The 13,542-nt window shown below is 65.3% G+C and carries 9 protein-coding genes and 1 riboswitch; of the genes, 2 read left to right on the top strand and 7 right to left on the bottom strand.

Translation table 11 applies throughout. The annotated features are described in order from the left end of the window. Window positions 1-51 precede the first annotated feature (51 nt). The 7 genes from H5T65_02355 to H5T65_02325 form a co-directional block, all read right to left on the bottom strand. On the bottom strand, window positions 52-567 hold the full coding sequence (locus tag H5T65_02355) for a flavin reductase family protein (GenBank protein ID MBC7258067.1): 516 nt from the start codon (window positions 565-567) through the stop codon (window positions 52-54). Between the two features lie 30 nt (window positions 568-597). Next, window positions 598-2,937: a response regulator gene (locus H5T65_02350; protein ID MBC7258066.1), complete on the bottom strand. Its 2,340-nt coding sequence runs from the start codon at window positions 2,935-2,937 to the stop codon at window positions 598-600. Between the two features lie 70 nt (window positions 2,938-3,007). Then, window positions 3,008-3,199, bottom strand: a complete 192-nt coding sequence (locus H5T65_02345; GenBank protein ID MBC7258065.1) for a helix-turn-helix domain-containing protein — start codon at window positions 3,197-3,199, stop codon at window positions 3,008-3,010. Between the two features lie 21 nt (window positions 3,200-3,220). Beyond that, window positions 3,221-5,953, bottom strand: coding sequence for a diguanylate cyclase (locus H5T65_02340; GenBank protein MBC7258064.1), 2,733 nt, complete (start codon window positions 5,951-5,953; stop codon window positions 3,221-3,223). A gap of 109 nt (window positions 5,954-6,062) precedes the next feature. Then, window positions 6,063-7,715 (bottom strand): S8 family serine peptidase, encoded by a 1,653-nt coding sequence (locus H5T65_02335; GenBank protein MBC7258063.1) that lies wholly within the window; start codon window positions 7,713-7,715, stop codon window positions 6,063-6,065. 29 nt (window positions 7,716-7,744) lie between these two features. Further along, on the bottom strand, window positions 7,745-9,220 hold the full coding sequence (locus tag H5T65_02330; GenBank protein MBC7258062.1) for a S8 family serine peptidase: 1,476 nt from the start codon (window positions 9,218-9,220) through the stop codon (window positions 7,745-7,747). 243 nt (window positions 9,221-9,463) lie between these two features. After that, window positions 9,464-9,548, bottom strand: a riboswitch (cyclic di-GMP riboswitch). A 389-nt stretch (window positions 9,549-9,937) separates the two neighbouring features. After that, on the bottom strand, window positions 9,938-10,642 hold the full coding sequence (locus H5T65_02325) for a response regulator transcription factor (protein MBC7258061.1): 705 nt from the start codon (window positions 10,640-10,642) through the stop codon (window positions 9,938-9,940). Between the two features lie 385 nt (window positions 10,643-11,027). Between H5T65_02325 and H5T65_02320 the strand changes: the two genes are divergently transcribed. Further along, window positions 11,028-12,140, top strand: coding sequence for a glycosyltransferase family 4 protein (locus tag H5T65_02320; GenBank protein MBC7258060.1), 1,113 nt, complete (start codon window positions 11,028-11,030; stop codon window positions 12,138-12,140). Continuing rightward, on the top strand, window positions 12,137-13,378 hold the full coding sequence (locus H5T65_02315; GenBank protein MBC7258059.1) for a glycosyltransferase: 1,242 nt from the start codon (window positions 12,137-12,139) through the stop codon (window positions 13,376-13,378). The genes H5T65_02320 and H5T65_02315 overlap by 4 nt, the downstream gene beginning before the upstream one ends. The last annotated feature ends 164 nt before the right edge of the window (window positions 13,379-13,542 follow it).

The raw sequence follows: 13,542 nt of genomic DNA, 5'->3' as shown, positions 1-13,542 counted from the left end.
TGGGCGCCCAGACGACGCCTGGCTTCAGACCCGACGGACGGAGATCGCGGCCTACGTCTTCGCCAGGCAGTGGATGATTTCACCCAGGTACATGCGATGGTAGTCGCGCGACGGGTAGTTCTTGTGGATGCTTGCGTCCAGAAAGTGGGTGGGGTCTATGTCTTGGAAGTAAATCTTGCGGCACTCCAACACCAGGCGCGCTTCGGCGAAGTACACCGCGCCCGTCTCGGCCACGACCGGCGTGAGGCCGGCAGCCCTTGCCTTGTCCACCTGCCTGCCCGACTTGGAACCGCACAGGTTGAGCGCCTCGCGGTACGCCTCGCCGAAAAACGAGAGCGTGAAGCACTCCGAGCGCTCCATGAAGTCGTAGGTGTAGCGCTGGGGGCGGATGAAGCAGATGGCGATATTCTTGTTCCACAGGACGCCCATCCCGCCCCACGAAGCGGTCATCATGTTGAAGAAGCCGCGAGTGCCGGCGGTGATCAGCATCCAGTCGGAGCCGATAAGTTTGAACACATTGTCGCGGATGTCTTCGGGCTTGATAGGTACGAATGTGCTCATAGGCATCTCCGCTCGGGTGCATGGGCCGCAGGGGCATTACTCCCTGGCGTCTCGGTAGATATTCTGCATGACGCGCAGCAGTTCGGCCACGTCAAACGGCTTCTCAATAACGGGGCGACCGGTCTTGCGAAGGAAGGCGCGGGTTTGGACGCTGGCCGTATCGCCGGTGATGAAGACCAGCCGCTTGACCAATTCGGGGCGATGCTCCTTCAGGTACTCGTAGAGGGCGTCGCCGCCGAAGCCGGGCATGCGCACGTCGCATAGGATCACGTCATAGTGGGCAGCCGCAATGCGCTCCCTGGCCTGCGCGCCGTCGGCGAGCGTGTCCACTTTCTGGTCGTGCTGCGCAAGCAGTTCTCGCAAGAGGAGCAACGTGCCCTCTTCGTCGTCCAAGACCAGCACATTGCCCGGGGGCAGTTCGGGCAGTCGGTCGCTGGCGGCCTTTTCCGCCTCGGCCCTGCGCATCCCCCGCACGGGCAATTCCAGCACGAAAGTTGCGCCGCGTCCGGGCGTACTTTCGGCCCAGATGTGCCCGTCGTGGTCGCGGACGATGCCGTGGCACACGCTCAACCCCAGGCCCGTTCCTTTGCCGGCGACCTTGGTGGTGAAGAACGGGTCAAAGATGCGCGTGAGGAGTTCAGGCGGGATGCCCGGGCCGTCGTCCGCGAACTCTATCCGAATCCAACTTTCCAGTGTGGACTCGGGCTGGTCGGCCAGGTTCAGGGTGGAGTTATGGGCGTAGCCCGTGGGCCGCAGCACCGGCATCGTGCGGATGGTGAGTGTGCCGCCGCCGTGCGCCTCCTGCATTGCCTGCTGCGCGTTGTTGATGATGTTGACGAAGACCTGCTGGAGTTGGTACGGGTCGGCGGCTGTCCTGGGCAGGTTCGGGTCAAGGTCCTGCTCCACCTTCACGCCGCTCACGCGCAGTTGGTACGCCAGGAGCGACAGCGTTTCTTCCACGATGGTGTTGATGTCCAGCATCTTCTTTTCGGGCTCCTGGCGGCGGGCGAAGGTGAGCAGGTTGCGCACGATGCGGGCCGCGCGGCGCGTCTCGTCATGGATAACGCTCAGATACGACGACTGGCGGTCTGTCAGGTCGGTGCGCTGGAGCAACTGCACGAAGCCCAGGATGGAGGTGAGCGGGTTGTTCAACTCGTGGGCCACTCCCGCCGTGAGTTCTCCCAGGGCCGACAGTTTCTCGGCCTGCATCAAGCGTGCCTGGGCCGCCTTCATCTGGGTAACGTCGCGGGTGTACTCCACCACCGCCTGGATTTCACCCCGCGCGTCAAAGATGGGGTAGATGGACACATGGCGGATGCGCGAGCCATCGCGGTCGGTGATCTCGGCCGACGCGGGGCGGCGCGTCTGGAGCACCTGCTGGAGCGGGCAGCCTTCGGGCGGATGAGGGGCCCCGCTCATCGCCTCGCAGCAGCGCTCGCCGACCAGTTGCGTGAAGCGTCGCCCGGCGGCTCGGGCCGCTGCCTGGTTGGCGCGCAGGACTTTGCCCTCGGGGCTGATAAGCAGCACAGCCTCGCCGATGGCGTCAAACGTGGCCTCCCATTCCTTCTTGCCCTGCTGCACGCGGGCGAAGAGCCGAGCGCCCTCCAGGCTCATGGCCACCTGCGCCGCCATCACCGAGATGGCCTCAAACTGGTCGCCGGTAAAAGCCCCGCGCGGTTCGCCGGCCTGCAGGCACAGCACGCCCAGCAGGCGGCTTGCGGCCATCAGGGGCACCGCCAACGCCTCGCCCTTCACCTTGCGGTCCAGGTCGATGGCCAGCGCCGCAAGCCCGCCCCCTGCCGAACGGGTGTAGGCCAGGAGCGACGGGTCGGGCGCGGCCGTGATCAGGACCGCCTTGCCGTTCTGCTGTACCCATTCCGGCAGGCCCGGCGGGAGCGACGCGTGGGCCATGCCCGGGGCGGATGCTTTGTGCCTTGCGAGCACGCCCGAATCGTCCACCAGCCACACGCAGCCATCCACGGCCTCGGTGAGCGCCACCGCCTGCCCCAGGAGTTCCTCCAGCAGCGAATCCTGATCCTGGATGGAACTGATGGCCAGGCTGAGACGCAGCAGCCCACCCAGCCAGGAGGGTGCGCGACGGGTCGGCCCCCTCTGGCGCAGGGCGTCCAGGAGCGAGGCCAGTTCGTCGGCGGTGCGGATGCGCTGCACGACGAACCCGTTGCGTCGCGCCAGCGCGGTCTCCAGGTCATCTGCCTGCGCCGACGACGCGGCGAAAACGGGCATGACCCAGGGCGCGGCTTCGGCCAGCATCTCGGCGATGCGCGCCATCTCTTCGGGTGTGGCCGCCTCTACAATCAGGGCAGCGCTGGTTGCCGGGTCGTGTAATTTCACCCTATCCTGCCTATTTGCCACCATGGGTCCTCCCCAGAGATGCGGCGGTGTGCGTGGCCGCTCTCTGCGCGTGGCATGGGACCCCGTGAGCCGCCTACTTGGGGGCCGAGTCCAATTTGCGGGCGAGTGCCTCCACATCCTCGGGGCGCACATACCACATGAGCCCCAGTTTGTAGGCGGGCAGTTTGCCTTCGCGGACGTATCGCCGCACGACCTCGGCGCAGCGGTTCAGGCGCAGCGAGACGTCGCGGATCGTCAACATCTTCTGCGTCAGCAGTTCATTCATACTCCTCTCCTCCGTGCAGGGCTAGCCGGTCTCCGTCTGCCAGTCTTGCCTCAGCCACTCGGGCGGCTGCCAGCCCCCCGTTCCGCGGCGGCTGTTGACCTCCTGGGCCGAGTTGCGGATGAACTGGGGGCCTTCGCGCTTCACGACGCGGACGAACGCAGCGGCCACCGCAGGGTCAAACTGCGCGCCGGCATTCCGCTCCACCTCGGCCACGATCTCCTCGGCGGGTTTGGCGCGGTGGTACGTGCGGTCCGACGCCATGGCCTCCACAGCATCGGCCAGGGCCAGGATGCGCGCCTCCAGCGGGACGCTGTCGCCGACGAGGCCCCTGGGATACCCCTTGCCATCCCAGCGTTCGTGGTGCGCCGACACAATAGGCACCAGGTTCTGAAGTTGATGGCACACGCCCAAGATGCTATCGGCCGCCAGGGCGTGCTGCTTCATGACCGCGTATTCTTCGTCGGTGAGGTTACCGCGCTTGTTGAGCACATGCTCGGGCAGGCCGATCTTGCCCACATCGTGGAGCAGGGCGGCACGGCGCACCAGTTCCACCCGCTCTGGCGGCAGGTTGAGTTCCCGCGCCAGGGCGACGGCGTACTCGGCCACGCGGGCCGAATGGCCGTACACGTAGGGATCGCGCGCGTCAATGGCGCTGGCCAGCGTCATCAGTAGTTCGTCGTTGATCATCTGGATTTCTTCGTTGGCGCGGGCCAGTTCCTGGTTGACCTTGCGCAGCGCCGCCACGTTCTGCACCGTCTGGTCCACGTACTGCTTCTGAGCGTAGCGCATGATGAGCAGCGGCGCGAGGAAGGCCACAATGCCCCAGACGTCAAATGTCAGGTAGGCCACGGCGAAGAACAACGCCAGGAAAGCCATCACCACGTAGTGCACCGCCAGCCAGCGGAACTGCTCCCTCCACACGCGCCCTGGGGGTGTGCCCTCCGAAAGTCCTAGTGCAGTGGACAGCAGCATAGTGCTGACGAAGTAGTTGGCCATGCCCGCGACCAGCACTGGCACCGCCAGCAGCAGGATGTTGGACACCTGCAGTCGGATGCCGGCGAGGGCGAAGAGGAGCGCCGCCACCGTGCTGGAAATCGTGTGGTTCGCCGCGTTGAACACCACCTGGTAGATGCGGGGCCGCCGCTTGAGCCAGTGGCCGATGGCGATAACCGGCCCCACCACCGCAGCGCCCACGGGCCCGTACATCAGGGCCGCCGCAAAGATCGCGACGAAACTCACCGATACCGTGCTGGCTCCGTACAGGTCCACCGAAAAGAGTTCCGCCGCGCCCGCAAAGGCCGCCAGAATGGCCAGCCCTTTCACGTCAAAGCGGCTCACCGAGGGCAAATAGAAGGCCAGTAGTGCCACTCCACACGCGACGACGGCCCCCACGAATATCCAAGCCGATTTGGGCAGGCGGCGCGGCTTGGCCGGCGGGGTGGAGGCATCGCGCGGGTTGGGCGGCGGGCTTGCCTTCGCCGTCGCGGGCGCAGACCGGTCGGCTCCGAGGGTAGGGGCGGGGGGCGGTTCCTCGGCGCTGTCTCCCGCGGGCGGGACTGGCGGCTCGCCGCTCTCGCCGGGCACCGACATACGGACGCGGTTCTTGCCCGAGGCTTTGCCTTGATACAGGGCTACGTCGGCGGCGTGCAGCAACTGCTGCGGTTCGTAGCCGTCGTCGGGATACGACGCCACGCCCGCCGTGATGGTTACGTAGATAGGCTCCAGCCGCGTCGGAATCTGGATGGGGGTGGATTCCACGGCCTTGCGAATGCGCTCGGCGACGACGTAGCCCTCGTGGGTGGTAGTTTCGGGCATGAGGAGGGCGAATTCCTCGCCGCCAAAGCGCGACGCCACGTCGTACTCACGCACTTGCTCGCGGATGATGCGGCCCACGGCTGCCAGCACGGCATCGCCCGCCAGGTGGCCGTGGGTGTTGTTGATGTAGCGCAGGCCGTCCAGGTCGGCCATGATGACCGCGAGGGGACGGCCAAAACGCCGCGCGCGCCGCAACTCATCGTTCAGGGCGTTGGTGAAGTACTTGACATTGTACAGACCCGTCTTGGCATCCACCTGTGCCTCTTCGCGTAGGGCCGGAATGCTCAGCGCGCGGTGGATGAGGATCAGTGGCGCAAGGCCCAAAATCACGAGCCACGGCCCGAGACGCCAGAGGAATGCCATCGCGCCGCCCACGCAGGCCAGCGCCAAGTCGGTGAGCAGGTTGCCGGGGCTCAGCACTTGGGACTCGCGCAGGCTCACGTTGCGCGCCAGCAACAACACGATGCCCACCAGCAGATGATTGACCAGAATGTAGACCGACGCAGCAACCAGCACCGCCGCGATTCCCGTCAGATTCGGCGCGGGGACGCGGTCGCCCCCCACCAGCAGTTCCAGCGCCGCCTTGCCCGCAAACCCCGCCAGCGTGTGCCCTGCGATGTTGAAGGACTGGATGTACCACCGGTACTTCACCTTGAGCCATTCGGGGACATGCCCCAGCGCCACCACAACGGCGAAGGTAACCGGATCTTGCAGCACGATACTGGCGAAGAAGAACGCAGGCGTCAGGTAGTAGTGCTGGTGCTTGGGCGTAACGACGGTGAAGTACTGGGCCGTCATCGCGCCGATGAGCAAGAACACCAGCAGGCCCCAGTCGGTGCCCCTGGGCGGGGAGACAGCCGCCTCGGCCAGGACGGCGACGATCGTCAAGCCGAGAATGCCCAGGATATACGCTCGCGCGGCCTTTGACAGATCTTTCATCTGGCTCCCTCTCTCCTCTACGCTCTGGGTAGATAGTAGCATGCTACTACGGAGAGGTCAAAACAAACCCTGCCTGTGCTCTGGTAGGGAGGGTTGTGTGAGCGTTGGCCTATTTGCGCGGGTCGCCGCCCCAGTTCACCGAGCGGGCGGGTGCCCAGCCCCAATTCACCGAGCGGGGCGAATTCCAGGTCCAGTTGATGGAAACCGGGATGCGCGGCTTGCGCCCCCAATTGACCGAGGAGCAATCCACCGAACCCCAGTTGACGCTGCCCCAGTTCACGGAACCCCAGTTGACCGAACCCCAGTTGACGCTGCCCCAATTGACCGACCCCCAGTTCACCGAGCCCCAGTTGACGGGGTCGGATCCGGTCCACAGAAGGGCCGAGGCGGGCGTGCCCGTGTTGGCAGTGCCCGCGTCTTGCAGGTGAAGGGCGCTGTAGATGTTCAGGAGTCCCGCGCCGGCGCCGGTCTGGTTCAGCGGCGTGGCCGAGGCTTTGAGCAGCATCTTGACCTGGTCAGGGTTCAGGTCGGGGCGGGCCTGGAGCAGAAGCGCCACCGCGCCGCTGGTTACGGCCGCCGCCATGGACGTGCCCGACAGGCGGAAGTAGCGGGTGCCCACGCGGTGGTCGGGATGCTCGCGGCTCAACCGACAGCCGGTGTACGACAGCGTGCTCACGATGTTGACGCCCGGTGCCACCAGGTCGGGCTTGGAGAACCCTTCGGGTGTGGTGCCGTAGCCGGAGAACGGCGCGATGGTGTCGTCGGCGGTGGTGCGCGTGCCGTGCTCGTCCACCGCGCCCACGGTGATGACGAACGGATCGTTGGCGGGCGGGTACACAACGTCGTGGCTGTTGCCGGCCGAGACGACAACCACGATGCGGTTGAACCACAGAATCTCCAGCGCAGCGTCCAGCGGGCTTTCGTGGTACGAAACAAGGCTGTCGGAATTGAGCGAGACGTTGACGACGCGGATGTTGTACAGTCGGCGGTTGTAGTACACCCACTGGAGGCCCGCGACGAGCGAGGACTCGCTGCTGGCCCCTGTCGCGTCGCACACGCGCACGGGGAGAATCTTCGCGTCGGGCGCGATCCCCACATACTTGCCGCCGCTGAACATCCCATCGCCCGTGATGATGCCGGCCACGTGGGTGCCGTGGCCGTACTGATCCACATGGGAGGGCAGCCCCGTGGCGAAGATGCTCCACCCCAGCAAGATGCTGCGCAGGAGGTCGGGATGGTACTGCACGCCGCTGTCCACGACGGCGACGGTTACGCCTTTGCCGGTTATGCCTTCGGCCCAGACGCGGTCGGCGCCGATGGTGAAGTTGTAGGTGTTGGCGATGCGGTCCAACCGCGGCGTCCATTCGGTCTCAACGGCCTCGCCATCATCCTGCGGCAGGATGGGCCGGTCGTAGGACACCCAGCGCACACGCGGGTCGCTGGCAAGGGTCGCCAGCGCGCTTTCGGGAACCCGCGCCGCGAACGCCTGGATAAACTCCAAATCCACACCAAGTTGGCCGCCGAGGCGCTCCACGAGGGCCTTGACCGACGCCGCGTCCTCGTACACGCGCACGATGACCGGCGCCATGCCGTCGGTAGGGCGGGCTGCACGTGCCGCCAGTTCTTCGTCTAGCCTGGGGGGCAGGGCAGACGCAGGACTCGGGACAAGCCCGGCCAGAAGGGTCATCAAGACCGCAACCGTGAGCGCCAGTCTCCACACGAGTCGTCTGCCTGCTTTGACCATGCGTTCTCTGACCTCCATTCTTTTGCGGCGTCATTGCCGCGCTTCTGCTAGTAGCCCCAGTTCACGGAACCCCAGTTGACCGAACCCCAGTTGACGCTGCCCCAATTCACGGAACCCCAGTTCACACTGCCCCAGTTGACCGAACCCCAATTGACGCTGCCCCAGTTGACGGGTTCATCGCCTGTCCACAGGAGTTTGCTGGCTACGGTGCCGGTGTTGGCCGCGTCGTATTTGCCGAGGTTGATGGCGGCCCACACATTGAGGATGCCCGCGCCCGCCCCCGGCTGCCGCAGCGGCGTGGCCGAATGCATCAGCGCCCATTTCACCTGGTCGGGGTTCAAGCCGGGCCGGGCCTGGAGCAAAAGGGCGATGGCCCCGCTCGCCACGCCAGCCGCCATGGACGTGCCCGACAGTCGCAGGAAGTTGTTGGAATAGAGAGCCTCGGGATGCTGAACGGCGATGGTGCAGTCGGGGCTGGCCAGCAGATTGATGATGTGCGCGCCCGGGGCCACCAATTCGGGCTTCGCGAAGCCGTCCTCGGTGATGCCATAGGCCGAGAAGGGCGTTACGAAGTCATCCCACGTATAGGGCGTGCCCATGTCGTCGGACGCGCCCACGGTGATCACGAACGGGTCGTTGGCCGGCGGATACAGGATGCCGGGCACAATGCCCATCGTAGAAACGCCGCCGTTGTTGCCCGCCGACACCACCACCACGATTCCGTTGAACCACAGGATTTCCAGCGCGGCGTCCAGCGGGCTGGTGTGGTATGACTGCGCGGTGGCCGAGTTCATGGAGATGTTGACGACGCGGATGTTGTACTCCTTGTGGTGCTCGTAAATCCACTGGAGCGCGTCCACCATGTCGGACTCAAAGGCGCGGCCGTTGAGGTCGGCGACGCGCAGGTTGACCAGGTTGACTGCCGGCGCCACGCCCATGAAGGAACCGGAAGAACTGGCCGCGTTGCTGCCGATGATGCCCGCGATGTGCGTGCCATGCCCGAAGAAGTCGTACGGAGAGGTGTTCACGCGGCTGCTGTAGGCGAGGATCGTATTGGCGAAGGTCAGGTTGGCTACCAGTCGGCTTGTGCGCGTCAGGCCGTATGAGGTCGCGAGGAAGTCGGTCTTCGGCGTTATGCCGCTATCTACCACGGCGACCGTGATGCCTTCGCCCCTGAAGCCGTAGTTCCACGCCGTGGTCGCGCCGATGGTGGGGTTGTACGCGTTGAGATACGCGCCGATGAGTGATACCGCGTCAGGCTGGCCGGTGTCCTGGCGCACCATGGGGCTGTCCCACGAAATCCAGCGCACCAGCCCGCTCCGGGCGAGTTGCTGCACGGCGTCGGCCGACAGGTTCGCCAGGAACGCCGGAATGATGGTCCACGAACGGACAACTTCGCCGCCGAGCCTCCTCACCAGGGCTTCGGCCTCGTCGCACACGCTGGCCTTCTGCACGATGACGGCAACGCGGGTATCGCCGTCGGCCTGCGCCAACAGCGCGCGCAGGGCGGGGTCAACGGGCAAGGGACGGGCGAGAGGTTGCGCGGCGGGGAACAAGGTGGCAAGGAGCAGGCACAAGACGAGAACCAGGTACGAGGGTAGCCTGTAAAAACGACCTATTCGGGTCCTCACGATCGGCCTCCTACGGATGTTGGTTCTATCCCCAGTTCACGCTGTTCTGGCTGCCGAAGTTGCGATACGGCTCGTTTCCCATGACCGATGCTTCCCTGGGGGGGCGAATGGGACTACCTAAACAACATGAGGTTCTTCGGCGGCCCGGCAATCTTGGGTGGAGGCCTCAAGACCCGTAGCTTTGCGTCCCACGGTCACCCGTGGTTTGCCCTTATCGGAACCTCGCCGCTATTCAGTTGCCTCTTGGTGGCTTGGGTGTCGGGCAAGGGGGCGGCGGCGTGAATCTTCTGTGAATCTGCCTCATTATATCATGTGCAAATGCGGCTGTGCGTTAAGATGTCTAAAGACGAAGGCCGCCCAATGTTCAGGTTTCTTAACGCAGAACATGATTGGGGACCACCGGGGACGTGCCACGGCAACGCGCAGCGTGAATGGAACGCGCTGGACGTAGGGCAAATTGGCAATTTGCCCTACGAGGACTGCCGAGAGAGCAGCGCCAACCGAGCGTGCGACCTCCCTAGATTTGCGGATTCGTGCTATTCGTGGACGCTAGCCTATCAGGCCCTTCGCCTAGGGTAACAGCGGCGAGGGTTCCCCTGCGCGAGCGGGCTAGCGCGACGGGGATGAATCCAGCAGCCCGCCAAGGCCCTTGGCCCTGCCGGTGCGGGGCCGCGTGCGGCGCTCCAAAAGATACCCCTTGCCGCGCGAACTGACGATGTACGGGGGGCCGATGCCGGCCTTCTGGAACTTGCGCCGCAGGTTGTGGATGTGCACGCGCACGATTTCGCCGGCCTCCCGATCGTCCACCTCGTACCCCTGAATCTCGGATGCGATGGACTTGGGGCTGACATACCGGCCCACGTTGGCCGCCAGGATGGACAGGATGTGGGTTTCGGTCGGCGTGAGGGGAATGCTGACGCCGCGGATGGTAACCTCGCGGCGGTGGACGTCCAGGCTCATGAAGCCGTACTCGCCGCTGGCGGGCTGGGCCTTGCGGTTCGCCTGTTTCGCGGCAAGGGCGTCGGCGGTGCCCACCAGCGCGGGCAGGCTGCGCACCACGTCCAACGCGCCGAAGATGCCCAACACCGAGCACTTGGGGTTCAACGTGGCCAGCGCCCGCTGGAACGCCGCGGAGGCCTCGCGCGACATGGAGGCGAAGTCGGCCACCAGCAGGTCAGGCCGCAGTTGCACCGCCTGGTAGAAGCGCGACTCCAGGCATTCCAGAGGGATGACTACATGGCCTTTCGCTTCCAGGCGTTGGGCCACCTCGCGCGAAAGTTCCAGGTCATCCGAAATCAGCACGATCCTTGCCACGGCGCTTCCCCTTCTCGTTCGGGCACGGTGTAGGCTAGATGTATTATAGAACAGTTTTGTTCACACGTCAATGGGATATATTCCGGTGGAGTTAGGGCAGGTTGCCATACCTACCCCCCGCCCGCGGCGGCTATGGGAAGCCGCCCTACGAACTTGTGTCAGTGCAAGGTGCGTCGCGCCTGTGCTCACGCCGCGACCAACAGAGTTTGGAGCGCGTCTCGGGCGTCCCCCGTTTGACGGAAACACCCCATGCTGGTATCATAGGCCGTGCAAGGACGCCACGACTGGGTCAGACCGGCCGATGTTGCCCGATTTGATCCCTGGCCCCCCACTGCCGTGGGAGGTGGAACCGCCGAACCATCTGAACACAGGGAGAAAATCGCTCATGCGGATTGGGATTGACGCGCGCCTGGTGCACTATACCCAAGCAGGCATCGCGCAATATATTCTTCAACTGGTCTCACAACTGGCGAACCTGGACACCGGCAACGAGTACGTGATTCTCCAGCATCGTAGGGACAAGGCCCCATTGGTGCAGCGCCCAAACTTCCGACGCCACTCGGTCTGGACGCCCAGCCACCACCGGCTGGAACAATGGACTTTGCCGGCGGAGATCCGCGGCTTGAGGCTGGATCTCCTCCACAGCCCGGATTTCATCCCGCCGTTCCGCCGTAACTGTCTGTCGGTCATCACGGTGCACGACCTGGCGTTCCTCCTGTTCCCACAGTTCATGACCCGCGAAAGCGCCAACTACTACGGCCAGATTGACGTGGCCGTGCGCAACACCGACCACATCATCGCCGTGTCGCAGAGCACCTCCGAGGATTTACAGCGGCTGCTGGGCGTCTCCGAGTCCAAGATTTCGGTCATCTACGAGGCCGCCAACCCCCTGTTCCGCCCCGTTGACGACGAACAGGCCATGGCCGCCGTCCGCCAGCGCTACGGCATCTCCGACGAGTTCGTCCTGTTTGTCAGCACGATTGAGCCGCGCAAGAACCTCCCCACGCTGTTTGAAGCCTTCCGCCTGCTGCTGGAACGGTACGCCAGCGGGGCGAAACTGGTCGTGGTGGGAAAACTGGGCTGGCTGGTGGATGACTCGCTGGCGGCGGTGGAACGCCTGCGGCTACAGAAGGATGTGATATTCCTCCAGCAGGTTCCGCCCGAAGACCTGTTGTACCTGTACAACACGGCGCGCGCGCTGGTCATGCCGTCGTTCTACGAGGGGTTCGGCTTGCCCGCGCTGGAAGCCATGGCGTGCGGCACGCCGGTCATCGTCTCCAACGTCTCCTCGCTGCCCGAGGTGGTGGGCGACGCCGGCATTCTGGTGCCGCCCCACGACGCCGAGGCCATTGCGGTGGCCATGTGGCGCGTGCTGAGCGACCCGCGCCTGCGCGAGGAGATGCGGGCCAAGGGGATCGCGCGCGCGTCCTGCTTCTCGTGGGAGAAGACCGCCCGCCAGACCCTGGAAGTCTATCACGAGGTGATGAGCCAGACGTGAGCGAGCGCCCCCGCGTGCTATTCCTCACCTCGGAACTGCCCTACCCGCCGCACCAGGGCATGGCGATTCGCGCCTACAACCTATTGGCCGGCCTGCGCGAGCGGTTCCGCGTGCACCTCTACTCCCTGTCCAGCAGCCCCGACGCGGCCCAGCACGCGGCCGCCCTGCGCGAGATTTGCGAGCGGGTAGAGATCATGCCCGCACCGGTGCGCACGCGCGCACAACGGGTGCTCTCTCTGCTCACCACGCGCCTGCCCGACATGGCGCTACGGGCCTACTCACCCGCCTTCGCCCAGGCCGTGCTTCGCGCCCTCGCCGAGACCGAGTACGCCATCCTGCACGTGGAAAGCATAGAGATGGCCCCCTACGCCCTGGCGGCCCTCGGGGCTGGCCTGTCGCGACGCCCCCGTATCGTGTTTGACGACCTCAACGCGGAATATCTGCTCCAGAAGCGAGCCTTTGAGACCGACCTGCGCCGCCCCCGCCGATGGATCGGCGCGGCTTATTCCCTCATCCAGTGGCGGCGACTGGCGCGGTACGAGCGCCGAATCTGCCGCCTGGCCGACTGCGTGGTGGCCGTGTCGGAGTGGGATCGCGACGCGCTGGCGCGGCTTGCGCCGAGCGCGAACATCGCCGTCGTCCCCAACGGGATAGACGCAGCACATTATGTCAACTATTCTCCCACGGACGCGGGGCCGGTTGCCGACACCCCCGGCCCGAAACTCGTCTTCACGGGCAAGATGGATTTCCGCCCCAACGTGGACGCCGTGTGCTGGTTCGCCAATGCCATCCTGCCCCAGATACAGGCGCACATCCCCGACGCGCATCTGTACGTCGTGGGACAGCGCCCGTCCCCGGCGGTGCAGGCCCTGGGGAGCAGGCCCGGCATCACGGTTACGGGCTTCGTCCCCGACGTGCGGCCCTACATCGCGGCGGCTGATGTGTACATCGTGCCCATGCGCATGGGCGGCGGCACGCGGCTCAAAGTCCTGGAAGCCATGACCATGGGCAAGGCCATCGTGTCCACCTCGCTGGGGTGCGAAGGCTACGGCCTGACGCCGGGCCGCGAACTCGTCGTCGCCGACGGCGCGGCGCGCTTCGCCGACGAGACCGTGGCGCTCCTGCGCGATCCGGCCCGCCGCGCCCAACTCGGCGCCCTCGCCAGGGAGTTCGCCGTCAGCCGATACGACTGGAGCCGCATCGTCCCCCTCCTGGAACGCGCCTACGGGTTCTATTGAATCTCGCTACTCCAATAGAACACTCGCATCTTCAGTTCAGCCCGTCAGAACAGGGGGCCGCTAGACGTAGGGCAAATTGGCAATTTGCCCTACGATGGCCGCCGAGAGAGCAGCGCCAACCGAATGTGCGACCTCCCGATGGGCCTCCTGGCGCTATGTTACCA

The sequence above is a fragment of the Chloroflexota bacterium genome (assembly GCA_014360805.1).
Lineage (GTDB): Bacteria > Chloroflexota > Anaerolineae > DTLA01 > DTLA01 > DTLA01.
The sequence above is the reverse complement of the archived record's forward strand: the minus strand, read 5'-3'. Positions and strand labels throughout refer to the sequence as shown.